Genomic DNA, 21,464 nt, shown 5'->3' with positions numbered 1-21,464 from the left:
AGGGTGAGCGCTTATGCTAAGTTGGCGAAAAAGCGCATTCCTGCCATACAAGTCAGCGAACCGGACATGTTGATCAGCCATTTCGAACACGGCCCGGTGAGCGCCTACCCCCGGGATTACCTGGACGGCGCACACCAGCCGTTGCATCTGCATCGCGAGGCGCAGTTGCTGTATGCGGTGAGCGGCGTGATGCGGGTGGTCACGGCGCAAGGGGCGTGGGTCATTCCACCGAGCCGCGCGGTGTGGATTCCGCCGCAGGTGGACATGAGATCTTCATGTCCGGGGATGTGCAGATGCGTTCGTTGTTCATCGCCCCCGAACTGTCCCCGGCCAGCCTGCAACACTGTTGCGTGCTGGCCGTGACGCCATTGCTGCGCGAATTGATCCTGCGTGCGGTGCAGGGCCCGCCCCACGCCGACAATCCGCTGATCCAGCAATTGATGCTGGAGGAACTGGCCGGCCTCGAAAACCTGCCGTTGCACATCCCGATGCCGAGCGATCGACGCCTGCAAAACATCTGCCTGGCGCTGCTGCGCGAGCCCGATCATCCCAACACCCTGGAAGACTGGGCGCAGCAGGTCGGGGCCAGCTCACGCACCCTGGCGAGGCTGTTTCAGCAGCAATTGCAGATGAATTTCAATGCCTGGCGCCAGCAACTGCGCCTGATGGAAGCCCTGCCCCGCCTGCTCGCCGGGGACAGCGTGCAGAGCGTGGCGCGGGATCTGGGTTACGGCAGCGCGCGGGCGTTCAGCGCGATGTTTCGCCGTTTGCTCGGGGACAATCCCCGGGAGTACCTCAACACCCTGAATCAGCTCAGCTCGATCAATGCATCTCGGTGAACGCGAGCTTCACGCCAATGGCAATCAGCACGGCGCCCATGGTGCGGTCGAACCAGTGGCCCATACGGGCAAAACCGGCACGCACGCGCTGCTGGCTGAACAGCATCGCCACCAGGCAGAACCAGGTTGCCGTTGCAGCGGCCAGGTAAATCCCATAGCCAGCCTGCACCGCCAAAGGCGTGTGCGGGTTGATCACTACGGTGAACAGCGACAGGAAGAACAGCGTGGCTTTCGGGTTCAGTCCGTTGGTCACGAAGCCTGAAGTGAAGGCGCCACGGGCGGTGCGTTCGCCGGCCTCTTTGTGCAGGTCGTCGGTCACGGCCTTGGCCGGTTGTGCGCGCAAGGCCTTGTAGCCGATGTACAGCAGGTAAGCGGCAGCGGCCCATTTCAGGGCGTTGAACAATACGATCGATTGCGAAACGATCAGCCCGATGCCCAGCAGCGAATAACCGACGTGCAGGAAAATCGCCGTGCCCACGCCCAGTGCCGTCCAGGTACCGGCGCGACGCCCGTGGGTCACGCTCTCGCGCACCACCACGGCAAAGTCCGGGCCGGGGCTGGCGACGGCCAGCAGGTGGATCAGTGCAACGGTCAAGAACTCGGTCCAGTACATGGGGGCTCCTTTGAGGTCATTACATTCCTGTGGGAGCGAGCCTGCTCGCGAAGCCGATGTGTCAGCCACATCGTTGTTGTCTGATACGACGCCTCGCGAGCAGGCTCGCTCCCACAGGTGTTTCATCTGTTAGGCTCGGCAGATTACGCCTTCCCTTCACAGCACGACAGGTACAGTTGATGACGAACGCCCACCGCGCCGTATTCCTCGATCACCCTTCCCTGGATCTGGGCGACCTTGACCTCGCGCCACTGCAAGCCTGCTTCAGCGACCTGCAACTGTTCGCCCGGACGCTGCCTGCTCAGGTTGCCGAACGCCTGCAAGGCGCGACCGTGGCCATCAGCAACAAGATCCTGATCGATGCCGCCGCCATGGACGCCAACCCGCAACTGAAACTGATCCTGATCACGGCCACCGGCACCAACAATGTCGATCTGGCCGCCGCCCGCGCCCGGGGCATCACCGTGTGCAACTGTCAGGGTTACGGCACGCCTTCAGTGGCGCAACACACGGTCATGCTATTGCTCAATCTCGCCACGCGTCTTGCCGATTATCAAAAGGCCGTCGGCGAAGGCCGCTGGCAGCAAGCCAAACAGTTCTGTCTGCTGGACTACCCGATCGTCGAGCTGGAGGGCAAGACCCTCGGGCTGCTCGGACATGGTGAACTGGGTGGCGCGGTGGCGCGACTGGCCGAGGCCTTTGGCATGCGTGTGTTGCTCGGGCAGATTCCGGGGCGTCCGGCCCGTCCGGATCGCCTGCCGCTGGAAGAACTGCTGCCACAGATCGACGCCCTCACTCTGCACTGCCCGCTCAACGAACACACCCGACACTTCATCGGTGCCCGCGAGCTGGCGTCGATGAAACCCGGTGCTTTCGTGGTCAACACCGCCCGTGGCGGGCTGATCGATGAACAGGCCCTGGCCGATGCGCTGCGCAACGGTCATCTCGGCGGCGCAGCCACCGATGTGTTGAGCATCGAACCGCCAACCCACGGCAATCCACTGCTCGCCAGCGACATCCCGCGCCTGATCGTCACCCCGCACAACGCCTGGGGCAGCCGCGAAGCCCGGCAGCGAATCGTTGGCCAACTGGTGGAAAACACCCGGGCGTTTTACAGCGGTAAGGCGCTGCGAGTCGTCAGTTGATAAACTGCGGCACTTTTTTTCACGGGAGCAGTTATGGATCCGCGCAGTGAAGTACTGCTTCGTCAGGTCGATTTATTCCAGGGTTCGCTGTTGCTGGCCGGTCTGCCCGCCGATGACTTGCTCGGGCGCCTGCCCGACGCATTCGGCTGGTGCTGGCATGCCGGCGATCAGGCGGCGCTCGAGGAACGTTTCAAAGGTCGCAGCCATTTCGGCGTGAATGTGCCGGAGCGCGAGTTCGACAGCGCAGTGGTATTCCTGCCCAAGTCCAGGGATTTGACCGACTACATCCTCAATGCCGTGGCCGCACGTCTGGCCGGGCGCGAAGTGTTTCTGGTCGGGGAAAAACGCAGCGGCATCGAAGGCGCGTCCAAACAGCTCAACTCATTCGGCAAGCCGCGCAAGCTCGACAGCGCGCGTCACTGCCAGTTGTGGCAAGTGACGGTGGCCAATGCCCCGCAAGCCAAATCCCTGGAAAGCCTGGCCCAGACCTACGAACTGCCGCTGACCGAAGGCCCGCTGAAAGTCATCAGCCTGCCGGGCGTGTTCAGCCATGGCCGACTGGATCGCGGCAGCGCCCTCCTGCTGGAACATCTGGACCAACTGCCGAGCGGTCATCTGCTGGACTTCGGTTGCGGCGCTGGCGTACTCGGCGCGGCGGTCAAGCGTCGCTATCCGCACAATCAGGTCACCCTGCTGGACGTCGATGCTTTCGCTGCCGCCAGCAGTCGCCTGACACTGGCGGCCAACGGTCTGGAAGCCGAGGTGTTGACCGGCGATGGCATCGACGCAGCACCGATGGATCTGAACACGATTCTGAGCAACCCGCCGTTCCATACCGGTGTTCACACCGATTATTTCGCCACCGAGAACTTGCTGCGAAAAGCGGCAAAACATCTGAAAAAAGGTGGCGAACTGCGCCTTGTGGCCAACAGCTTCCTGAAGTATCAGCCATTGATCGAAGAGCATCTAGGCCCGTGCGCGACCAAGGCCGAAGGCGATGGTTTCCGGATTTACCAGGCCAGGCGTAGCTGAAAATAAGTGCTTGCCGAATGGATTGCGCCTAGGCAGAATCCGCTCCGTCCTAGGGGAGTAGTCTCCCACGAGCGCCAAGCTCGTCCGGTATACGTCAACATACTTGATCCTCAGATCATGGCGTATGCGACCCAAGCGTCCGCAACAGACGGTTCGCAGGGTTTGACAAGACCTATGACACGCACACCTTACCCGGGGCGGGAAGGCTGTACGTGTCATAGCCGTGTCGACCCGCCCCTTAGGAAATCCTGATGCTGGACTCGTTACTCGTTCCCACCGCAATCGTTGCCCTGGCCGAAATCGGCGACAAGACGCAACTGCTCGCGCTGATTCTCGCCGCTCGCTTTCGCAAACCCTGGCCGATCATTGCCGGCATCGTCGCTGCGACCCTGGCCAACCACGCGGCAGCCGGTGCGGTAGGCGCCTGGTTCGGCAGTTTCTTCTCCGACTCGGTCCTTCACTGGATACTCGCGGCCAGCTTCACCGCCACCGCCCTGTGGACGCTGGTGCCGGACAAGATGGATGACGACGAAGCCAGCACCGCCCGCAAGTTCGGGCCGTTCCTGACCACCCTGATCGCCTTCTTCCTCGCGGAAATCGGTGACAAGACGCAGATCGCCACCGTGATGCTGGCCGCGCAATACCCGGAGCTGTGGCTGGTGATCATCGGCACCACGGCGGGCATGCTGATTGCCAACGTGCCAGTGGTATTGGCCGGTAACTTTGCCGCAGAAAAACTGCCGCTGACCCTGATCCGTCGTCTGGCCGCCTCGGCGTTCATGATTCTGGCGCTCGTCGCGGTGTACAAGGCGATGCAGAGCAGCGGCTGGATTTGATCCGGCAGACCGCTCCCACACTCGACGCGGGAGCGGTCATTGCTTCAGGACTTGGGCGCTTTTTCGTACAGCGGCATGACCTTCGGAATCGCCGCCTGCAACGACGCGATCCGGCTGGAGGATGCCGGGTGAGTGCTCATGAACTCCGGCGGTGCACCTTCGGACGCCTTGCTCATTTTGTTCCACAGGGTGATCGCGGCGTTCGGGTTGTAGCCGGCACGGGCAGCCAGTTCCAGGCCGATCAGGTCGGCTTCGTTCTCGTTGGCGCGGCTGTTGGGCAGCGTCATGCCGTAGTTGGCCACGGTGTCGGCCAGCGCCAGGCTGTCCTGACCGAGGCCGAACAATGCGCCGGCGCCCTGCTTGGCCATTTCGATGCCGTAGGCCTTGGACATCGCTTCACGACCGTGCTCACGCAGGGCGTGGGCGATTTCATGGCCCATGACCGCGGCGATTTCATCGTCGGTCAGTTTCAGGCTGTCGATCAGCCCGGTGTAGAAAATGATCTTGCCGCCAGGGCCGCAGTTGGCGTTGAGTTCATCACTCTTGATCAGGTTCACTTCCCACTGCCATTGCGCCGCGTCCGGACGAAAGTTCGGTGCCTGAGCGATCAGGCGGTTGGCGATCGCCTGGACACGTTTCGCGTCATTGCTGGTCTTGTCCAGCACACCTTTGCTGGACGCCTCGCCTACGGTTTTCTGATAGGACTGGGCATACATCTGGTCAACCTCTTGCGAGGACAGCATGCTGAACATGTACTGCTTGCGCTCCACGCCCACGGCACCGCCGCTGGTGGTGTTGACCGACTGACAGCCGGCCAGCAACAAAGCCGCGCTCAGTGCACTTACAACCAAAGTCTTGTTCATTCAAAAGCTCCCTGAAAACTTGCCGCGTATCCTAGGCGGGTAATTGTATCGACGCCAGATACAACAGACGTGATGCATCTGTTTTCAGAAAGCGCCTGCCAACTCTGCAGGAAAAAATTCATATTCGCCGAAAAGCCCTGCGCATCTGCGTCGCGCACTGCTCCATTTGCGACATCTGCCCTCAATTGCTCGCACTTCGCCTCATGGCGCAATAGTGGCTGCCGATACAACAGCGCAGATGTCCTCTTGCGTGCGGAGCTTCCATGAAATTCAAGTCGATCCAGTTTTCCGTGGCGGCCCTGGCCGGCGCCATCGTTCTCAGCGTTGTAGCTGCGCTGGTGCTGTATGCGCTGTTTTCCGGTGCTCGCACTCAAGAGATGGTTCAACAGCGAACCCAGGAGCAGTTCGAGCAAGTCATCGAACAGCGCCTGACTTCGCTGGCGCAGACTCAGGTCAGCCAGATCCAGCGCGAACTGGAAGCACCGCTGCTGATCGCCGGCGCACTGGTGCGGGTCAACGCCCTGCTCGGCACCCCGGGCGCCGATGGCCAGCCGCGCCTGACCGTCAGCCGCGAACAGCTGATCAGCCTGATCAAGGAAAACGTCGAGAAGAACCCGAAAATTCTCGGCACTTACATCGGCTGGGAAAAAAACGCACTGGATCACAATGACGCGGCTTATGTCGGCACCAGCGTCGTCGGCATCGACGCCACCAACGGACGCTTCCTGCCGTGGTGGTTTCGCAACGAGGACGGCACCCTGGGCCTGGACAAACTGGTAGACGTCGACGATCAGAAAGTCCTGTCCACCGGCGTACGCGCCAGCGAGTACTACCTGTGCTCGAAAGAAACCAAAAAATCCTGCGTGATCGATCCGGCGCCCTACAAGGTCGGCGACAAGATCGTCATGCTCGCCTCCTTCATTGAGCCGATCATGCTCAACGGCGCCTTCCAGGGCATTGTCGGCGCTGACCTGTCGGTGAACTTCATCCAGGAAATGCTGCTGGGGGCCAACCAGAAACTGTACGGCGGCGCCGGGCAAATGGCCCTGATCGGCGGCAATGGCCGGATCGTCGCCTATACCAAGGACCCGAGCAAATTCGGCGAGAAGGTCAGTGACATTCTCGATGCCCAGCAGATTGCCAACATGGCCAATCTCAAGCGCGGCGAAGTGACCTACACCGTCAACAAGGCATCAGGGCGGATCGAGTTGTACCTGCCCTTCGGCATCGGCCAGACCGATGCGCGCTGGACACTGATGCTGCAACTGCCGCTGAATGCGGTGATGGCCGATCTGCAGAAACTCCAGGCCGACCTCGACGCCCAGCGTAAATCCGACACTTTCGGCATGGCCATGGTCGGCCTGGTCATCGCCGGCCTCGGCCTGCTGGTGATCTGGCTGGTGGGCCACGGCATCGCCCGGCCGCTCAAGCAAATGGTGACCATGCTCGATGACATCGCCCAGGGCGAAGGCGACCTGACCCGTCGCTTGAGCAGCGACCGCAATGACGAACTGGGCTCGATCGCCAAGGGCTTCAACACCTTCCTGGCCAAGTTGCAGGCGATGATCACCCAAGTGGTGACGTCGGTGCAGAGCGTCAGCGACTCTTCGGAACACACCGCTGACATCGCCATCCGCACCAACATCGGCGTGCAGAAGCAAATGGCCGAGATCGATCAGGTCGCCACCGCGGTACAGGAAATGACCGCCACCGCCCAGGATGTGGCGCGTAACGCGACCCAGGCGGCCCAGGCCGCCAGCCACGCGGATCAGGCAGCAGCGCAAGGCATGCAGATCGTGCGCGACACGTCGAATTCGATCGGTGTGCTGGCCGTGGAAATCGGCAAGGCAGTGGACGTGGTGCAAACGCTGGCCAAGGACAGCGAAAACATCAATGCGATCCTGATTGCCATTCGCGGAATCGCCGAGCAGACCAACCTGCTGGCCCTCAACGCCGCCATCGAAGCCGCCCGTGCCGGTGAGCAGGGTCGCGGTTTTGCCGTTGTCGCCGACGAGGTGCGTAACCTGGCGCAGAAGACCCAGAAAGCCACCGAAGAAATCCAGAACATGATCCAACAACTGCAACAGGGCACCCGCGACGTGGTGCGGGTCATGGAGGACAGCCAGAACCGCACCGACGAAAGCGTGCAGCAGGCAGCCAAGGCCGCCGAAGCGCTGGAGACCATCACTCAGGCGGTGTCGGTGATCAACGACATGAACACCCAGATCGCCAGCGCCGCCGAAGAACAGAGCGCGGTGGCCGACGACATCAACCGCAACGTGATCAACATCGGTCAGGTGGCGAACGAAGTGGCCGGTGGGGCGGACGAATCGAGTTCGGCGAGTGCGGACTTGACCAAACTGGCGGAACAGCAGCGGCGGTTGATCAATCAGTTCAAGGTCTGACCGATCAGGCCGGCGTCAAACACTCCGGCCCGTTGAGTTTCGGATCATTGACCAGGTTCGCCAGAACCCGCTCGCGCAAGGCGGCGGGTTCGCCGGCGAGCAGACCTTGCAGGACATGCAGCGGCGTCTCGGGATCGAGCCACGTCGCCTGCCCCGCCTCATCGAGGATCAACGGCCGGCGCTGACTGGCCGCCGGTTGGGTAATCACTGCGGTGCTGAGCCAGATTTGTTCCTGCACCGGATACGCCTCCCAGATCGCCGCGAAAAACAGCGAAGACCCCTCTCCCGGCGTCAGCCAGTAAGGCTGTTTGCGCACGTTGCCGCGCCATTCGTAGAAACCGTTGGCCGGCAGCAGGCAGCGACGCAGGCGCAGCGCCTCGCGAAACATCGGTTGTTCGGCCACGGTTTCGGCCCGGGCGTGGGCCGGCGTGCGCGACAGGTCTGTCAGCCATGGCGGCGTCAGACCCCAGCGGGCGCGGGCCAGGGTGCGCTGGCCGTCGGCTTCGGCACGCAACATCAACACCGAATCATTGGGGGAAATGTTCCACTGCGCCTGCTGATCGGCGGGAAAACCTGGCAGCGCCGCGAAGTCGCGGTTCCAGCGAAACAGGGCATAACGTCCACACATGGGGCAGCACGACTCAAGAATAAAACGAACGCCAGCCTAACAGACCAGCGTACCGGGAAAGCTCTCCGGTTCATCGCCGGGCAGCGGCAGCGCGGCATTGTACGCGCTGATCAGTTCGCGGGCGTACTCGGCCTGATCGTTCTCGACCGAAAGCCCGAGCAGGCCGAAGATCGGCAATTCGCCCGTACCACCGAGCAGATCGCGCCCGACCAGATGCGCCTCGATGCCTTCGCTGGCGAGCATGCCCTTGAGCATCTCGCCCTCCATCAGGTTTGCCGGCTCGTAGATTCGCCGCATGGGCACACCTCACTCGTTTTCGCTGAACACTTCCAGAAACCAGTCCTGACCATCGACCTGCAGTACGAACTTGATCGGCTTGCAACACACCTGACAGTCTTCGATATAGGTCTGATCACCTCCCGACAGATCCACGGAAGTCTCGACCTCCTCCCCACAGTACGGACATTCATACAGTGCGCTTTCCAGCATCGCGGTCTCCCGGGTGACTTGTGCGTATAATCGCCGGTCTATTTGCAGGGCTATTTTTGTCTGGCTACTTTTTCAGACCGTGCCCCGTTGGTTTTCGATCAAAACCTTTACTTACCCTAGCCGTTTCCAACAAGAGAGCATGATGGGCGAATTCGATGCCATCCGACCTTACGACGACAGCGAAGTACCTGCGGTACTGGCGAGACTGCTCGGCGACAAGGCGTTTCTAGATATCCTCACCCACTTCCGCTTCCCGCGTTTCGCCGGTGCCTTCGGCTGGATGCTCAAACCTCTTATAGCCCATCGGCTGCGTCGTGAGTTCGCCGACGTGACGTCGGTGGCGACGTTGCAGGACAAAGTCGAGTTCTACGTCGACCACACCATAGAGCGCGCCACCGACGGCGTGACCTACACCGGTGTCGAGCAATTCAAGTCCGGCAGCGCCTATCTGTTCATCGCCAATCACCGCGATATCGTGATGGACCCGGCCTTCGTCAATTATGCGGTGTACCACGCCGGCCTGCCGACGCCGCGCATCGCGATTGGCGACAACCTGCTGCAAAAGCCTTTTGTCAGCGACCTGATGCGCCTGAACAAGAGCTTCATCGTGCACCGTTCGATCACCGGGCGCCGCGAGAAAATGGCCGCGTACCAGTTGCTGTCGGCCTACATCAACCACTCGATCCGCAACGATTGCGCCTCGATCTGGATCGCTCAGGCCGAAGGCCGGGCCAAGGACGGCGACGACCGTACCGAGTCGGCGATCCTCAAGATGTTTCACATGAGCCGCAAGGACGAGCCGTTCGGCGAGGTCATCCAGTCGCTGAACCTGACCCCGGTGTCGATCAGCTACGAATACGACCCGTGCGACCAGGCCAAGGCCCGCGAACTGTACATCCGCGCCACCACCGGCTCCTACAGCAAGGCGCCGGGCGAGGATGACGTGAGCATCGCCAAGGGCATCACCGGCTACAAGGGCCGGGTGCACGTGAACTTCGCCGCGCCGATCACCGAACTGTTCGAAGACACCAAGCAATTGGCGGTCGAGATGGACAAGCAGATTCTCGGCGGCTACCGCTTGTTCCCGGTGCACTACCTGGCGTACGCGCAGTGGGCCGATGCCGATCCTCGACTGAATGTGCCGAAGGCCGCCGAAGTGTTCGGTGCCGAGGAACTGGCCAAGGCCCGGGAAGAGTGGCAGAACCGTCTGGACGCCTGCCCTGAAGAACATCGTCCGTATCTGGTGCTGCAATATGCGACGCCGGTACGCAATCAGTACCGGGTCAAGGCAGGCTTGCCGCTGTAAGTGCTTTCGGCGGGCGGCGCCCTGTGGCGAGGGCGCTTGCTCCCGCCGTGTTGCGAAGCAGCCCTCAGTAGCGGGTACTGATCCAGGAAATCAGCAACGCCAGTCCCAGACAGGCAAAACCGAAACGATAGAAAAACCGGTTCATGCGCAGGGTCGCCCAGTCCAGCACCGGCTCTTGATCGGGCTGCTGCTGACGCTGGGCTGCGATACTGGCCATCGCCCGCTGTTCACGACGACGGGTCGCGTGCAGCAGCCAACTGCCCGGAAAGGCCAGCAGCAGGGCCAGCAGGTTGATCAGTTTGGCGGGATGGGCGGCAAACAGCGTCATCAAGTGCATCACAGACCTCAATCTAGACCGGAATGGCGAACGCCAGACCGACGACCGCGGCGCGGATTCTACCGAAACCCTCCCCCGCTGCCCTACCCTTTGCGACAAATAACCCACCAATCGACCGATGGCTGTCCTGTGTCACGGCATCGTCATTTGTTTCGGCCACCCTGCGCGCCTCGAAACGTAAACGGAACGCGACATGCTTCACGCAGAAAACCAGGATCGTCTGTACCTCATCTCTCCCTCCGACGAACAACAGGCCCTCGTCGGCAGCCTGGCCTTCAATGTCCAGGACCGCCACTGGCTGGTGTATTGCGCCCTCGGCGGGCACCCGCATGCGGACTTGCCCGAGACCGATCTGCTGACCGGTGTCAGCGTCCTCGACTTCTACTCGCAAGCCGCCTGAACGAAAAAGCCCGGAGCCATCACTGGCCCCGGGCTTTTTCACATGTGGCGTATGCCTTATTCGGCGAGGATCTGGCCGATGGACGGATCCTTGAACAGACGGGTCAACGCATCGCTCAACACGTCGCTGACCAGCTTGGTGTTGGTTTCCTGGTTCGGCGCCATGCCGAAACGCTGGTCCAGCGAGGCGCCGTAACGGCCGGTGTAACGACGGTTGCCGCTCTGCACGTCGGAGCGGAAGGTCGCACCGATGGTGGCTTCAGTCACGTACATGCCTTCTTTCGGCGACTGGTATTTCAATTCGGTCAGGGTCACGGTCAGTTGCGGAGCATTCATCGCGCCGCTGGACGGGGTGAAGCCCAGCAGACGTACGGCCGCTTCGGCCTGGGCCTGCAACTTCGGCACGATCTGCTCGCGCTGCACGGTAATGGCGCTGGTTTCCGGGTACAGGCCACCACGGGTACCCAGGGTTGGCGACGGACGACCATCCACTACGCGAACCACGACTGGCTGGCCATGGCCGACCGGTGCCAGCTGAGTGGTCAGCTTCGGTTCCGGGCTCAGTTGTTGCGGGCTGTGGGCGCAGCCAACCAAGGTCAAACTGGTCACAGTGATCAAACCGAACAACAGGCGTTGCAACATGCTCTTCTCTCCAGAATCAGGCACAGACAGGCCGGCAGTATAGCGGTGGGCCACTGCGGGTCACCAGCACTGAAATCTCGGACAACCCCGCGGCGCACGCGGTTCCTGTCACAGATTGTTCACCGCCCTTACATGTGCGCTTCACGGTCTTTTGACAAGCTTTGCCTCAGATCTCCAGAAGGAACCCAAACCATGCGCTATCTGATCTCGCTATTCGCTCCTCGCCCCCTGCACCGCAGCTTTGCCCTGCTCGACCGCAACGGCCACTGCCAGGCATTCAAGCAATGCAGCCTGCAGCCCATGGGGGACGATTGGGTCGAAATCGAAGAAATCCGCCTGAACTGGCTGCACCAGCCGCTGCCTGCGAGCGCCCGTGTCGAACAGCGCCGCCCTCGCGCACGTGCCCAGGCGATGTTGAGCATCTGACCGGATGCCTAATAAAAGTCATTAAACTCGACCAACTCCCCGCATTTCTTCGATACAATCTCCCCCCGATTATAAGGACGTCTCCTGATCGGGCCCCGCAACAGCGTCAATGCGCTTGCATTGGCATCCATATCGCCCACAGAGAGCCGCCCACACAGATCGAGTGAAGCTGGCGTGCCTGCTGTTTACCCGGCATATCACCGCTTTTCGCGAATCTGCAGAGCTGTCATGACGCGCGGTCACTGAGTTGTTTGCCTTCAGGGCACGGTGCCAGCCGGGACAGCCCTTTTTGAGGTTCACGTCTTCAAAAGAGCGTGAAAAAAACGGGTTTTCACAACTTCACAAGAGTGTGGCGAGCAAATGAATAGTTTTGCGTCTGAACATGCACCATTAGCGTCTGAAACAGCCCAACGACACAGGAACGGGAACGCCTCGAATACCGGAGCCTGAAGCCTGTCCGCTACGGATTTGGTTGCACGAACGGATGTCTCGACCATAAGTCGAATTGCCAGCCACATGCTGAAATGAGTTCATGTGACTCTTGAAGCCAGGCCGCACGCATCCGTCGAAGTTGCGAAAAATTGCGAGATTCGGACATGGCAAACCTGGCCATGGGTACCTGGGGCGCCACTGACCTGCCCCGGACACCTGGCAGCCATGCCGACAATTTGGTGCTGCAGATTTTGGAGACGCGTTAAATGGCGCATAACGAAGCAGTCGACGTAGTTCTGGTTGGGGCCGGCATCATGAGTGCCACCCTTGCAGTGCTGCTCAAGGAACTCGACCCGGCGATCAAGCTGGAAGTCGTCGAACTGATGGATTCCGGTGCCGCGGAAAGTTCCAACCCGTGGAACAACGCCGGTACCGGCCACGCCGGCCTCTGCGAGCTGAACTACACGCCGCAGAATGCCGACGGCACCGTCGACATCAAGAAAGCCGTGCACATCAACACCCAGTTCGAGGTGTCGAAGCAGTTCTGGTCGTACCTGACCAAAAAAGGCACGTTCGGCTCGTGCAAGTCCTTCATCAGCCCGGTGCCGCACCTGAGCTACGTCGAAGGTGAAAAAGGCGTGTCGTTCCTCAAGGAACGCTTCAACACCCTGCGCAAGCACCACGCCTTCGCCGACATGGAATACACCGAAGACAAGGCGAAGATGGCCGAGTGGATGCCGCTGATGATGCCGGGTCGTCCGAAAGACCAGGTGCTCGCCGCCACACGCGTGATCAACGGTACCGACGTCAACTTCGGCGCCCTGACCAATCAGTTGCTCAAGCACCTGACCAGCGCCCCGGATGCCCAGGTCAAATACTGCAAGCGCGTGACCGGCCTCAAGCGTAACGCCAACGGCTGGACCGTGAGCATCAAGGACGTCAACAGCGGCAGCAGTCGCGAAGTCGACGCAAAATTCGTGTTCCTCGGCGCCGGTGGCGCGGCCCTGCCGCTGCTGCAGGCCTCGGGCATCGAAGAAAGCAAAGGCTTCGGCGGCTTCCCGATCAGCGGCCAGTGGCTGCGTTGCGACAACCCGGAAGTGGTCAAGCACCACCAGGCCAAGGTCTACAGCCAGGCGGCCGTGGGTTCGCCACCGATGTCGGTGCCGCACCTGGACACCCGCGTGGTCGATGGCAAGAAATCCCTGCTGTTCGGGCCATACGCCGGCTTCACCACCAAGTTCCTCAAGCATGGCTCCTTCATGGACCTGCCGCTGTCGGTTCGCGCCGGCAACATCGGTCCGATGCTGGCCGTGGCCAAGAACAACATGGACCTGACCAAGTACCTGGTCAGCGAAGTCATGCAGTCGATGGAACAGCGTCTGGAATCCCTGCGTCGTTTCTACCCCGAGGCGAAAGCCGAAGACTGGCGCCTGGAAGTGGCCGGCCAACGGGTGCAGATCATCAAGAAAGACCCGAAAAAGGGCGGCATCCTGCAGTTCGGTACCGAACTGGTGGCAGCGAAGGACGGCTCCCTCGCCGCCCTGCTCGGCGCCTCCCCAGGCGCTTCGGTGACCGTTTCGATCATGCTGGAACTGATCGAGAAGTGCTTCCCGGCCAAGGCCAAGGGTGAGTGGGCTGCCAAACTGGCGGAAATCTTCCCGGCCCGTGAAAAGGTTCTGGAAACCGACGCGGCGCTGTATCGCAAGATCAACACGCAGAACAACGTCGCGCTGGAACTGGTCGAAGCCAGTAACGAGACCGAAAGCTACGCCTGATCCGGTCCATGAAAAACGCCCCGCACTCAGTGAGTGCGGGGCGTTTTTTTATGCCAGAAAATTTACCTTTGACACATCGGACTCTGTGGCGAGGGAGCTTGCTCCCGCTTGAGTTCGTAGCGCTCACAAGATTTGAGGGCTGCTTCGCAACCCAACGGGAGCAAGCTCCCTCGCCACAGTTGCGGAATGTTCTCAGCCGCGGGCTTTCTCGATCAGCTCGATGTATTCGGCTGCGTTGCGCTGATCGCGGATCTGGTCGATGAAGGTCTTGCCATGCTCGTCCTTGCCATCGACGTCATAACCGGCCTCGACGAAGAACGTCAGAAAGCGCTCGAAATCGTCGATGCGCAGGCCACGGTAGGCCTTGACCAGTTTGTGCAGCGACGGCGAAGTGGCGTCGACCGGCTCAAAATCGAGGAACAGCTTGATCTGCTCATCGCCGATCTCGTCACCAATCACTTGCTTCTTGTCTTTACGCATTGCCGACTCCAGCTCGCAGATATTTCACGGGGCCGGCAGTTTACCCCTGCCCGGGCACGAGGCTCAACGCGCACGGGTGCTGCCGGTGTGCAGATCGGCCCAGATATGGCCGTTGGCGTAGCTGAGAAACTGCACATACACGGTGTCATTGCGCAGCAGATCGATGATCACCCTGTATTGTGCCAGCGGATAGAACAGGGTCAGGGTCTTGCGCTTGTCGTCATACACCGGTTTTTTCAGGCTTTTGCTTTCGCCATCGAAGCTGACCAGCACCTGATTGATCGTCGCCCCCTTGTTCAGGGACTTGCCCTTGAGGCGAATCATCAACGGCGAGGTGACCGGAATCGGCTGCTGGTTCGACTGCCGCTGAGCGCCGACCACCACCGAATAGTCGGTGACCTGCAACAGTTGCTGCTGTTCGGGTTCGGCATCACGCAGGGTCAGGTCGTCAGGCGGCAGGAACTGACTGTGCATCGGCGCAGCGGCCAAGGGCAGGCTGAGGGTGAACAACAGAGCGGCGCAGCTGCGGATCAAGAGGCTCATGACGGGCTCCGGGGGGCGGGGCCGAGCACTCTAGCATGGGTATCGCGGATGGGTCAGCACACACAAACAACTGTGGGAGCGTGGCTTGCCCGCGATAGCGCCGGCATATCCGACATCAATGTGTCAGACAGTCCGCCATCGCGGGCAAGCCCGCTCCCACAGGGATCGGGGTTACCCGGAATTACATGCCTTTGACGGCGAAGATCCCGTTGGCGTTGCGCCAGTAGCCTTTGTAGTCCATGCCGTAACCGAAAATGTAACGGTCAACGCACGGCAGGCCGACGAAATCGGCTTTCAGGTCCGGACGGGCCTTGCGGTCGTGGTCCTTGTCGATCAGCACGGCGGTGTGCACGGCGCGCGCACCGGCGTGTTTGCAGAAGTCGATGATCGCGCCAAGGGTGTGACCTTCGTCGAGGATGTCATCGATGATCAGCACGTCGCGGTCGATGAACGAAATTTCCGGCTTGGCTTTCCAGAACAGGTCACCGCCAGTGGTTTCGTTGCGATAGCGGGTGGCGTGCAGGTAAGACGATTCGAGTGGAAACTGCAGATGGGTGAGCAGTTTGCCGGAGAAGATCAGGCCACCGTTCATCACGCAGAACACCACCGGATTGCTGTCGGCCAGTTGTTCGTTGATTTGTGCACCGACGCGGGCAATGGCAGCCTCGACTTCAGCTTCGGTGTACAGGCAGTCAGCCTCTCGCATGATTTGACGGATATGCTCGAGATCAGCGGACATGGCGCTCTCCAGGGGGGACGGATTTCGGAAAAGCGGGCAAAGGTACGCATCCCTTACGGCCGAATCAAGCATTTGTGGACTAACGTACTGTATGTCCTATAGGACATCACCCTCGGATAGATTAATCTAGGCCGGTTTTTTTGCCCGCCGCCGGAGCCTTTCCCCATGTCCATCCAAGAGATCCGCCATCCGCTGATCCGTCACAAACTTGGCCTTATGCGCCGTGCAGACATCAGCACCAAGAATTTCCGTGAGCTCGCTCAGGAAGTCGGTGCCCTGTTGACCTATGAAGCGACCAAAGACCTGCCGCTGGAAACCTACGATATCGATGGTTGGTGCGGCACGGTGTCAGTCGAGAAAATCGCCGGCAAGAAAATTACCGTCGTACCGATCCTGCGTGCCGGTATCGGCATGCTCGAAGGCGTGCTCAGCCTGATCCCGGGCGCCAAGGTCAGCGCCGTCGGTGTTGCCCGCAACGAAGAAACCCTGCAGGCCCACACCTACCTGGAAAAACTGGTTCCGGAAATCGACGAACGCCTGGCGATGATCATCGACCCGATGCTCGCCACCGGCAGTTCCATGGTCGCGACCATCGACCTGCTGAAAAAAGCCGGCTGCAAGGACATCCGCGCCATGGTGCTGGTAGCAGCGCCGGAAGGTATCGCCGCCGTCGAACAGGCCCACCCGGACGTGATCATCTACACCGCGTCCATCGATCAGAAACTCAACGAGCACGGTTACATCATTCCTGGGCTTGGCGATGCCGGTGACAAGATCTTCGGCACCAAGCAGAAGGACTCGTAACCATGCAGGATGAGTTCAACGATCCGCTCTGGCGCACGGTGCTGTCGGGCGCGCAGATGCTGTTCGTGGCGTTCGGCGCTCTGGTGCTGATGCCGCTGATCACCGGCCTGGACCCGAACGTGGCGCTGTTCACCGCAGGTCTGGGCACGATCCTGTTCCAGATTGTCACCGGGCGGCAGGTGCCGGTGTTTCTGGCGTCGAGCTTTGCCTTCATCACCCCGATCATTCTCGCCAAGGGCCAGTTCGGCCTCGCCGCGACCATGGGCGGCGTGATGGCAGCCGGTTTCGTCTACACCTTCCTCGGCCTGGCCGTGAAAATCAAAGGCACCGGGTTCATCGACCGCCTGCTGCCGCCGGTCGTGATCGGCCCCGTGATCATTTCCATCGGCCTGGCCATGGCGCCGATTGCCGCGAACATGGCGATGGGCAAGGCCGGTGACGGCTCGGAACTGATTCATTACCAGACCGCGATGATGATCTCGATGCCGGCGCTGCTGACCACGTTGATCGTGGCGGTATTCGGCAAGGGGATCTTCCGTCTGGTGCCGATCATCTCCGGCGTGCTGGTGGGCTTTGCCCTGTCCTTCTACTTTGGCGTGGTCGATACCGCGAAGATTGCCGCGGCACCGTGGTTCGCCCTGCCGAACTTCACCGCTCCGGAGTTCAACTGGCAGGCGATCCTGTTCATCGTCCCGGTGGCGCTGGCGCCGGCCATCGAACACATCGGCGGCGTGATTGCGGTCGGCAGCGTGACCGGTCGCGACTACCTGAAGAAGCCGGGCCTGCACCGCACCCTGCTGGGGGACGGCATCGCCACCACGGCAGCCGGCCTGTTCGGCGGTCCGCCCAACACCACCTACGCCGAAGTGACTGGCGCAGTGATGCTGACCAAGAACTACAACCCGAAGATCATGACCTGGGCGGCGATCTTCGCCATCGCCCTGGCGTTCATCGGCAAGTTCGGCGCCCTGCTGCAAAGCATTCCGGTGCCGGTGATGGGCGGGATTCTGTGCCTGCTGTTCGGTTCGATCGCGGCGGTGGGGATGAACACCCTGATCCGCCACAAGATCGATCTGGGCGAGGCGCGCAATCTGGTGATCGTTTCGGTGACCCTGGTGTTCGGCATCGGTGGTGTGCTGATCGGTACCGGCAATGGCCCGGACGACTTCGGCCTCAAAGGCATCGCGCTGTGCGCGGTGGTGGCGATTGCGCTGAACCTGATCCTGCCGGGCAACGACAGCTGGAAACACAAGAAGGCGGATGAGCCGCTGATCTAACCAGGCTCCTGTTGTTTGTTGCTTGATCGTTCCCACGCTCTGCGTGGGAATGCCTCTGGGGACGCTCCGCGTCCAGTGACGCAGAGCGTGGGAACGATCATCACAGGGCCAGTGGCGCCCTTTCACAAAGCGTTGCCAACGCCTTCGCCCATTGCGGGTCATCGTTCAGGCACGGCACCAGCACCAACTCCTCTCCTCCCGCTTCGCGGAACTGTTCCTTGCCGCGATCGCCGATCTCTTCCAGGGTCTCGATGCAATCGGCGACAAACGCCGGGCACATCACCAGAATCTTCTTCACGCCGCTTTTGGCCAGTTCGTCGAGTCTTGCCTCTGTGTAGGGTTCGATCCACTTCGCCCGGCCCAGCCGCGACTGAAACGATACCGACCATTTGCCGTCCGGCAGCCCCATTCGTTCAGCGAACAAGGCCGCCGTGCGCAGGCATTGCGCGCGATAACAGGTGGCCAATACGGCAGCCGAGGCGTTCTTGCAGCAATTGTCATCCTTCAAGCAATGATTGCCCTTCGGATCGAGCTTGGTCAGGTGCCGCTCCGGCAATCCATGAAAACTGAGCAGCAGGTGATCGTAATCCTGCTGCAGGTGCGGTCGGGCACTCGCCACCAGCGCATCGAGGTATTCCGGTTGATCGTAGAACGGCTGCAACACCGACAGTTGCACATCGAGTTTTTTCTCGCGCACCACGCGCCTGGCTTCTTCAATCACGGTGGTGGTGGTGCTGTCGGCGAACTGTGGATAAAGCGGCGCGAGGGTAATGCGTTTGTGTCCCGCCGCCACCAGCTTCAGCAGGCCCGTCTCGATGGACGGCTCGCCGTAACGCATGGCCAGTTCCACCGGGCCGTGGGACCACTGCGCCTTCATCTGCTGTTGCAGGCGACGGCTGAGCACCACCAGCGGCGACCCCTCATCCCACCAGATCGACGCATAGGCGTGGGCCGACTGCTCGGGGCGCTTGATCAGGATCAGCGACACCAGCAGACGCCGCACCGGCCAGGGCAGATCGATCACGTACGGGTCCATCAGAAATTGATTGAGGTAGCTGCGCACGTCGGCCACTGAAGTGGAAGCCGGCGAACCCAGGTTGACCAGAAGCAAGGCGTGATCGGTCATGCAACATCCTATTTCAGAGGCGGCCGGAAAGATCGTCCAGGGCCGCGCGTAAATCCGTGAACCGGAAACTGAATCCGGCTTCCAGCAAGCGTGCCGGCGTGGCCCGCTGACCACCCAGCAATAACAACGACATTTCGCCGAGCCCGATCTTCAAGGCCAGGGCCGGCATCGGCATGAACGCCGGGCGGTGCAGCACGCTGCCCAGCGTTCTGGCAAATTCGCGATTGCGCACAGGTTTCGGCGCGCACGCATTATAAGGACCACTCGCCTGATCGCGGTGCAGAAGAAAATCAATCAGGGCGATTTGATCGTCGATATGAATCCACGGCATCCACTGCCGACCATTGCCCAAAGGCCCGCCCAGCCCGAGCTTGAACGGCAGCAACAGGCGCGACAAAAAGCCGCCCTCGACCGACAGCACCAACCCGGTCCGTACCAGCACCACGCGAATGTCCATGGCTTCGGCGCGCTGTGCGGTTTCCTCCCAGGCGATGCACAACTGACTGGCGAAATCGTCGATCACCGGCGGCGACTCTTCGGTCAATTCGCGCTCGCCACCGTCACCGTACCAACCCACTGCCGACCCCGAAATCAGCAGCGACGGTTTCTGCCCGCGATTTTCCAGCCACGTCAGCAGCGTCTCGGTGAGGGTGATCCGGCTGCTCCACAGCAACGCCTTGCGCCTGTGAGTCCATGGCCGGTCGGCAATCGGTGCACCGGCGAGGTTGACGATCACGTCCACCGCTTCGTCGCCAAGCTCTTCCAGACGCGCAATGCCACGCACTTGAGCGCCGCAGAGGGTCGCGACCTTTTCCGCACGCCGGCTCCACACGGTCAACCGGTGGCCTTGACCCGACCAGTACCGACAGAGCTGGCGGCCGATCAATCCAGTACCGCCGGTCAGCAATATGTGCATGACGTCTTCCTCACGTGGCGTTTTACTTCGATCACTAGTCTATTTTTATAGGCAGGGATCTTTTCTATCAGGCAGGTTCTATTGTTTAACAATAGGCCAAGCTGTCAGAACCAAAACGCTGGAAGTTATACCAAAAAACATAATTGTACAGGTTTCATCCACGGCGTAGTCTGTACAGAAAGGTAAACGAGGCCCCTATGACTGTACCCATCGCAATCATCGGTACCGGCATCGCCGGACTCTCCGCCGCCCAGGCCCTCACAGAGGCCGGGCACTCCGTCCAGTTGTTCGATAAAAGCCGCGGCAGCGGCGGGCGCATGTCGAGCAAGCGCAGCGATGCCGGCTCGCTGGACATGGGCGCTCAGTATTTCACCGCCCGCGACCGGCGCTTCGTGACCGAGGTTCAGCGCTGGCAAGGTAACGGCTGGGTTGCCGAGTGGACACCGCAGCTCTATACCTTTCATGGCGGACAACTGAACCTGTCACCGGACGAACAGACCCGCTGGGTCGGTACACCACGCATGAGCGCCATCACCCGCGGCCTGCTCGACGGCCTGGAGGTGCACTTCGCCTGCCGGATCACCGAGGTCTATCGCGGTGAAGAGCACTGGCATTTGCAAGACGCAGAAGGTTTCACCCACGGGCCGTTCAGCCACGTGGTGATCGCCACCCCGGCCCCGCAGGCCACCGCGCTGCTGGCCGCTGCGCCGAAACTCGCCGGAGCCGCCGCCGGTGTGAAGATGGACCCGACCTGGGCTGTCGCCCTCGCCTTCGACACGCCGCTGGATACGCCCATCGAAGGCTGTTTCGTACAGGACAGTCCTCTCGACTGGCTGGCCCGCAATCGCAGCAAGCCGGGACGCGACAACACCCTCGACACCTGGGTCCTGCATGCCAGCAGTGCCTGGAGCCGCCAGCACATCGACCTGTCCAGGGAAGCGGTGATCGAGCACTTGCACGGCGCCTTCGCCGAGTTGCTGCACAGCGCGATGCCGGCACCGACCTTCAGCCTGGCTCACCGCTGGCTCTATGCCCGCCCGGCCACCAGCCATGAATGGGGCACGCTGGCGGATGCCGATCTTGGACTTTATGCCTGTGGTGACTGGTGCCTGTCAGGAAGGGTCGAAGGGGCCTGGCTCAGCGGCCAGGAAGCTGCACGTCGCCTGCACGAACACCTGCAATGAACCGCATCAATCCGAGCAATTTGCTGCTGTCGAAATGGACAGCAGCCCTCCCGCAAAACCGCGAGAAACATTTTCTGGTGACCGAGCTGCATCGCGACGAAGACGGCGTGGTGCAGGAAGTCGAGTTGCAGGCCGTGCTGACTCGGCGCTGCGAACAGATGGACTGGCATGCCCTGCAGGATGACAGCCGCTGGAGAATGGGCTGGCGATAATTTCGATATTTTCTTG

General features: G+C 61.1%; 24 protein-coding genes, 2 pseudogenes and 1 riboswitch. Of the genes and pseudogenes, 14 read left to right on the top strand and 12 right to left on the bottom strand.

Annotated elements, in window-relative coordinates; translation table 11 throughout:
- The first annotated feature begins 66 nt into the window (after positions 1 to 66).
- Positions 67 to 839: pseudogene (locus BBF94_RS22900) on the top strand (AraC family transcriptional regulator).
- Here BBF94_RS22900 and BBF94_RS22895 read toward each other — a convergent pair.
- The gene (locus BBF94_RS22895; protein WP_065261241.1) at positions 823 to 1,452 is read right to left on the bottom strand and encodes a LysE family translocator; all 630 of its coding nucleotides are present in this window, start codon (positions 1,450 to 1,452) and stop codon (positions 823 to 825) included. The pseudogene BBF94_RS22900 and the gene BBF94_RS22895 sit on opposite strands and share 17 nt — an antisense overlap.
- A 179-nt stretch (positions 1,453 to 1,631) precedes the next feature.
- On the opposite strand from BBF94_RS22895, the gene BBF94_RS22890 reads away from it, so the two are divergent.
- From BBF94_RS22890 to BBF94_RS22880, 3 genes are all read left to right on the top strand, one after another.
- Positions 1,632 to 2,597: a 2-hydroxyacid dehydrogenase gene (locus BBF94_RS22890; RefSeq protein WP_065261240.1), complete on the top strand. Its 966-nt coding sequence runs from the start codon at positions 1,632 to 1,634 to the stop codon at positions 2,595 to 2,597.
- A 33-nt stretch (positions 2,598 to 2,630) separates the two neighbouring features.
- Complete coding sequence (locus BBF94_RS22885; protein ID WP_065261239.1) at positions 2,631 to 3,629, top strand: class I SAM-dependent methyltransferase; 999 nt, start codon at positions 2,631 to 2,633, stop codon at positions 3,627 to 3,629.
- 39 nt (positions 3,630 to 3,668) lie between these two features.
- Positions 3,669 to 3,793, top strand: a riboswitch (yybP-ykoY riboswitch).
- 87 nt (positions 3,794 to 3,880) lie between these two features.
- Positions 3,881 to 4,465 carry a TMEM165/GDT1 family protein gene (locus tag BBF94_RS22880; protein ID WP_065261238.1) on the top strand — a complete coding sequence of 195 codons (585 nt, stop codon included), beginning with the start codon at positions 3,881 to 3,883 and terminating at the stop codon, positions 4,463 to 4,465.
- A 44-nt stretch (positions 4,466 to 4,509) separates the two neighbouring features.
- Here the strand turns inward: BBF94_RS22880 and BBF94_RS22875 are convergent, their stop codons facing one another.
- Complete coding sequence (locus BBF94_RS22875) at positions 4,510 to 5,328, bottom strand: M48 family metallopeptidase (RefSeq protein WP_065261237.1); 819 nt, start codon at positions 5,326 to 5,328, stop codon at positions 4,510 to 4,512.
- A 263-nt stretch (positions 5,329 to 5,591) separates the two neighbouring features.
- Between BBF94_RS22875 and BBF94_RS28490 the strand changes: the two are divergent.
- Together BBF94_RS28490 and BBF94_RS28485 are read left to right on the top strand one after the other, a co-directional pair.
- Positions 5,592 to 6,878 (top strand): annotated as a pseudogene (locus tag BBF94_RS28490) (HAMP domain-containing protein); the annotation flags it as partial.
- Between the two features lie 12 nt (positions 6,879 to 6,890).
- Entirely contained in the window at positions 6,891 to 7,733 is an 843-nt protein-coding gene (locus BBF94_RS28485) for a methyl-accepting chemotaxis protein (protein WP_404820987.1), read from the top strand.
- 4 nt (positions 7,734 to 7,737) lie between these two features.
- Here BBF94_RS28485 and BBF94_RS22865 read toward each other — a convergent pair whose 3' ends face one another.
- The 3 genes from BBF94_RS22865 to BBF94_RS22855 are packed head-to-tail and all read right to left on the bottom strand — an operon-like array spanning position 7,738 to position 8,850.
- The gene (locus BBF94_RS22865) at positions 7,738 to 8,361 is read right to left on the bottom strand and encodes an SOS response-associated peptidase (RefSeq protein ID WP_065261235.1); all 624 of its coding nucleotides are present in this window, start codon (positions 8,359 to 8,361) and stop codon (positions 7,738 to 7,740) included.
- Between the two features lie 36 nt (positions 8,362 to 8,397).
- Positions 8,398 to 8,658, bottom strand: a complete 261-nt coding sequence (locus BBF94_RS22860) for a putative signal transducing protein (protein WP_065261234.1) — start codon at positions 8,656 to 8,658, stop codon at positions 8,398 to 8,400.
- Positions 8,659 to 8,667: 9 nt separating this feature from the next.
- On the bottom strand, positions 8,668 to 8,850 hold the full coding sequence (locus BBF94_RS22855) for a CPXCG motif-containing cysteine-rich protein (protein WP_065261233.1): 183 nt from the start codon (positions 8,848 to 8,850) through the stop codon (positions 8,668 to 8,670).
- A 139-nt stretch (positions 8,851 to 8,989) separates the two neighbouring features.
- On the opposite strand from BBF94_RS22855, the gene BBF94_RS22850 reads away from it, so the two are divergent.
- The gene (locus BBF94_RS22850) at positions 8,990 to 10,156 is read left to right on the top strand and encodes a 1-acyl-sn-glycerol-3-phosphate acyltransferase (protein ID WP_065261232.1); all 1,167 of its coding nucleotides are present in this window, start codon (positions 8,990 to 8,992) and stop codon (positions 10,154 to 10,156) included.
- A 64-nt stretch (positions 10,157 to 10,220) separates the two neighbouring features.
- Here the strand turns inward: BBF94_RS22850 and BBF94_RS22845 are convergent, their stop codons facing one another.
- A complete protein-coding gene (locus BBF94_RS22845) occupies positions 10,221 to 10,493 on the bottom strand; it encodes a hypothetical protein (RefSeq protein WP_065261231.1) in 273 nt (90 codons plus the stop codon).
- Positions 10,494 to 10,686: 193 nt separating this feature from the next.
- On the opposite strand from BBF94_RS22845, the gene BBF94_RS22835 reads away from it, so the two are divergent.
- Entirely contained in the window at positions 10,687 to 10,893 is a 207-nt protein-coding gene (locus BBF94_RS22835; protein WP_065261229.1) for a hypothetical protein, read from the top strand.
- A gap of 56 nt (positions 10,894 to 10,949) precedes the next feature.
- Here the strand turns inward: BBF94_RS22835 and BBF94_RS22830 are convergent, their stop codons facing one another.
- Complete coding sequence (locus tag BBF94_RS22830; protein ID WP_065261228.1) at positions 10,950 to 11,534, bottom strand: YajG family lipoprotein; 585 nt, start codon at positions 11,532 to 11,534, stop codon at positions 10,950 to 10,952.
- A gap of 192 nt (positions 11,535 to 11,726) precedes the next feature.
- On the opposite strand from BBF94_RS22830, the gene BBF94_RS22825 reads away from it, so the two are divergent.
- Both BBF94_RS22825 and mqo read left to right on the top strand, forming a co-directional pair.
- Positions 11,727 to 11,960 (top strand): hypothetical protein, encoded by a 234-nt coding sequence (locus BBF94_RS22825; RefSeq protein ID WP_065261227.1) that lies wholly within the window; start codon positions 11,727 to 11,729, stop codon positions 11,958 to 11,960.
- Between the two features lie 698 nt (positions 11,961 to 12,658).
- Complete coding sequence (gene mqo / locus BBF94_RS22820; protein ID WP_065261226.1) at positions 12,659 to 14,167, top strand: malate dehydrogenase (quinone); 1,509 nt, start codon at positions 12,659 to 12,661, stop codon at positions 14,165 to 14,167.
- Between the two features lie 192 nt (positions 14,168 to 14,359).
- Here mqo and BBF94_RS22815 read toward each other — a convergent pair whose 3' ends face one another.
- The 3 genes from BBF94_RS22815 to BBF94_RS22805 all read right to left on the bottom strand — a co-directional run bounded on the left by BBF94_RS22815 (position 14,360) and on the right by BBF94_RS22805 (position 15,929).
- Positions 14,360 to 14,647, bottom strand: coding sequence for a PA4642 family protein (locus BBF94_RS22815; RefSeq protein WP_065261225.1), 288 nt, complete (start codon positions 14,645 to 14,647; stop codon positions 14,360 to 14,362).
- Positions 14,648 to 14,710: 63 nt separating this feature from the next.
- Entirely contained in the window at positions 14,711 to 15,190 is a 480-nt protein-coding gene (locus BBF94_RS22810; RefSeq protein ID WP_065261224.1) for a hypothetical protein, read from the bottom strand.
- A gap of 181 nt (positions 15,191 to 15,371) precedes the next feature.
- On the bottom strand, positions 15,372 to 15,929 hold the full coding sequence (locus BBF94_RS22805; RefSeq protein WP_065261223.1) for a hypoxanthine-guanine phosphoribosyltransferase: 558 nt from the start codon (positions 15,927 to 15,929) through the stop codon (positions 15,372 to 15,374).
- 165 nt (positions 15,930 to 16,094) lie between these two features.
- Between BBF94_RS22805 and upp the strand changes: the two genes are divergently transcribed.
- Positions 16,095 to 16,733, top strand: coding sequence for a uracil phosphoribosyltransferase (upp, locus tag BBF94_RS22800; RefSeq protein ID WP_065261222.1), 639 nt, complete (start codon positions 16,095 to 16,097; stop codon positions 16,731 to 16,733).
- A 2-nt stretch (positions 16,734 to 16,735) separates the two neighbouring features.
- Complete coding sequence (locus BBF94_RS22795) at positions 16,736 to 18,010, top strand: uracil-xanthine permease family protein (RefSeq protein ID WP_065261221.1); 1,275 nt, start codon at positions 16,736 to 16,738, stop codon at positions 18,008 to 18,010.
- Between the two features lie 100 nt (positions 18,011 to 18,110).
- Here BBF94_RS22795 and hemH read toward each other — a convergent pair whose 3' ends face one another.
- Together hemH and BBF94_RS22785 are read right to left on the bottom strand one after the other, a co-directional pair.
- Positions 18,111 to 19,136, bottom strand: coding sequence for a ferrochelatase (gene hemH / locus BBF94_RS22790; RefSeq protein ID WP_065261220.1), 1,026 nt, complete (start codon positions 19,134 to 19,136; stop codon positions 18,111 to 18,113).
- A 13-nt stretch (positions 19,137 to 19,149) separates the two neighbouring features.
- Positions 19,150 to 20,052: a TIGR01777 family oxidoreductase gene (locus tag BBF94_RS22785; RefSeq protein WP_065261219.1), complete on the bottom strand. Its 903-nt coding sequence runs from the start codon at positions 20,050 to 20,052 to the stop codon at positions 19,150 to 19,152.
- 197 nt (positions 20,053 to 20,249) lie between these two features.
- Here BBF94_RS22785 and BBF94_RS22780 point away from each other — a divergent pair, with 197 nt between their 5' ends.
- Together BBF94_RS22780 and BBF94_RS22775 are read left to right on the top strand one after the other, a co-directional pair.
- On the top strand, positions 20,250 to 21,236 hold the full coding sequence (locus BBF94_RS22780; RefSeq protein ID WP_065261218.1) for an NAD(P)/FAD-dependent oxidoreductase: 987 nt from the start codon (positions 20,250 to 20,252) through the stop codon (positions 21,234 to 21,236).
- On the top strand, positions 21,233 to 21,448 hold the full coding sequence (locus tag BBF94_RS22775; RefSeq protein WP_065261217.1) for a TIGR02450 family Trp-rich protein: 216 nt from the start codon (positions 21,233 to 21,235) through the stop codon (positions 21,446 to 21,448). The genes BBF94_RS22780 and BBF94_RS22775 overlap by 4 nt, the downstream gene beginning before the upstream one ends.
- The last annotated feature ends 16 nt before the right edge of the window (positions 21,449 to 21,464 follow it).

This window comes from Pseudomonas bananamidigenes, from assembly GCF_001679645.1.
GTDB classification, from domain to species: domain Bacteria; phylum Pseudomonadota; class Gammaproteobacteria; order Pseudomonadales; family Pseudomonadaceae; genus Aquipseudomonas; species Aquipseudomonas bananamidigenes.
The sequence above is the reverse complement of the archived record's forward strand: the minus strand, read 5'-3'. Positions and strand labels throughout refer to the sequence as shown.

What these genes read in the sequence shown, in the direction of transcription:
- BBF94_RS22815 (WP_065261225.1), bottom strand. Translation starts at nt 14,647, where the DNA reads ATGCGTAAAGACAAGAAGCAAGTGATTGGTGACGAGATCGGCGATGAG.
- BBF94_RS22860 (WP_065261234.1), bottom strand. Translation starts at nt 8,658, where the DNA reads ATGCGGCGAATCTACGAGCCGGCAAACCTGATGGAGGGCGAGATGCTC.
- BBF94_RS22885 (WP_065261239.1), top strand. Translation starts at nt 2,631, where the DNA reads ATGGATCCGCGCAGTGAAGTACTGCTTCGTCAGGTCGATTTATTCCAG.
- BBF94_RS22810 (WP_065261224.1), bottom strand. Translation starts at nt 15,190, where the DNA reads ATGAGCCTCTTGATCCGCAGCTGCGCCGCTCTGTTGTTCACCCTCAGC.
- BBF94_RS22875 (WP_065261237.1), bottom strand. Translation starts at nt 5,328, where the DNA reads ATGAACAAGACTTTGGTTGTAAGTGCACTGAGCGCGGCTTTGTTGCTG.
- BBF94_RS22845 (WP_065261231.1), bottom strand. Translation starts at nt 10,493, where the DNA reads ATGCACTTGATGACGCTGTTTGCCGCCCATCCCGCCAAACTGATCAAC.
- BBF94_RS28485 (WP_404820987.1), top strand. Translation starts at nt 6,891, where the DNA reads ATGATCACCCAAGTGGTGACGTCGGTGCAGAGCGTCAGCGACTCTTCG.
- BBF94_RS22785 (WP_065261219.1), bottom strand. Translation starts at nt 20,052, where the DNA reads ATGCACATATTGCTGACCGGCGGTACTGGATTGATCGGCCGCCAGCTC.
- hemH (WP_065261220.1), bottom strand. Translation starts at nt 19,136, where the DNA reads ATGACCGATCACGCCTTGCTTCTGGTCAACCTGGGTTCGCCGGCTTCC.
- mqo (WP_065261226.1), top strand. Translation starts at nt 12,659, where the DNA reads ATGGCGCATAACGAAGCAGTCGACGTAGTTCTGGTTGGGGCCGGCATC.
- BBF94_RS22830 (WP_065261228.1), bottom strand. Translation starts at nt 11,534, where the DNA reads ATGTTGCAACGCCTGTTGTTCGGTTTGATCACTGTGACCAGTTTGACC.
- BBF94_RS22880 (WP_065261238.1), top strand. Translation starts at nt 3,881, where the DNA reads ATGCTGGACTCGTTACTCGTTCCCACCGCAATCGTTGCCCTGGCCGAA.
- BBF94_RS22895 (WP_065261241.1), bottom strand. Translation starts at nt 1,452, where the DNA reads ATGTACTGGACCGAGTTCTTGACCGTTGCACTGATCCACCTGCTGGCC.
- BBF94_RS22825 (WP_065261227.1), top strand. Translation starts at nt 11,727, where the DNA reads ATGCGCTATCTGATCTCGCTATTCGCTCCTCGCCCCCTGCACCGCAGC.
- upp (WP_065261222.1), top strand. Translation starts at nt 16,095, where the DNA reads ATGTCCATCCAAGAGATCCGCCATCCGCTGATCCGTCACAAACTTGGC.
- BBF94_RS22775 (WP_065261217.1), top strand. Translation starts at nt 21,233, where the DNA reads ATGAACCGCATCAATCCGAGCAATTTGCTGCTGTCGAAATGGACAGCA.
- BBF94_RS22865 (WP_065261235.1), bottom strand. Translation starts at nt 8,361, where the DNA reads ATGTGTGGACGTTATGCCCTGTTTCGCTGGAACCGCGACTTCGCGGCG.
- BBF94_RS22795 (WP_065261221.1), top strand. Translation starts at nt 16,736, where the DNA reads ATGCAGGATGAGTTCAACGATCCGCTCTGGCGCACGGTGCTGTCGGGC.
- BBF94_RS22850 (WP_065261232.1), top strand. Translation starts at nt 8,990, where the DNA reads ATGATGGGCGAATTCGATGCCATCCGACCTTACGACGACAGCGAAGTA.
- BBF94_RS22780 (WP_065261218.1), top strand. Translation starts at nt 20,250, where the DNA reads ATGACTGTACCCATCGCAATCATCGGTACCGGCATCGCCGGACTCTCC.
- BBF94_RS22835 (WP_065261229.1), top strand. Translation starts at nt 10,687, where the DNA reads ATGCTTCACGCAGAAAACCAGGATCGTCTGTACCTCATCTCTCCCTCC.
- BBF94_RS22890 (WP_065261240.1), top strand. Translation starts at nt 1,632, where the DNA reads ATGACGAACGCCCACCGCGCCGTATTCCTCGATCACCCTTCCCTGGAT.
- BBF94_RS22855 (WP_065261233.1), bottom strand. Translation starts at nt 8,850, where the DNA reads ATGCTGGAAAGCGCACTGTATGAATGTCCGTACTGTGGGGAGGAGGTC.
- BBF94_RS22805 (WP_065261223.1), bottom strand. Translation starts at nt 15,929, where the DNA reads ATGTCCGCTGATCTCGAGCATATCCGTCAAATCATGCGAGAGGCTGAC.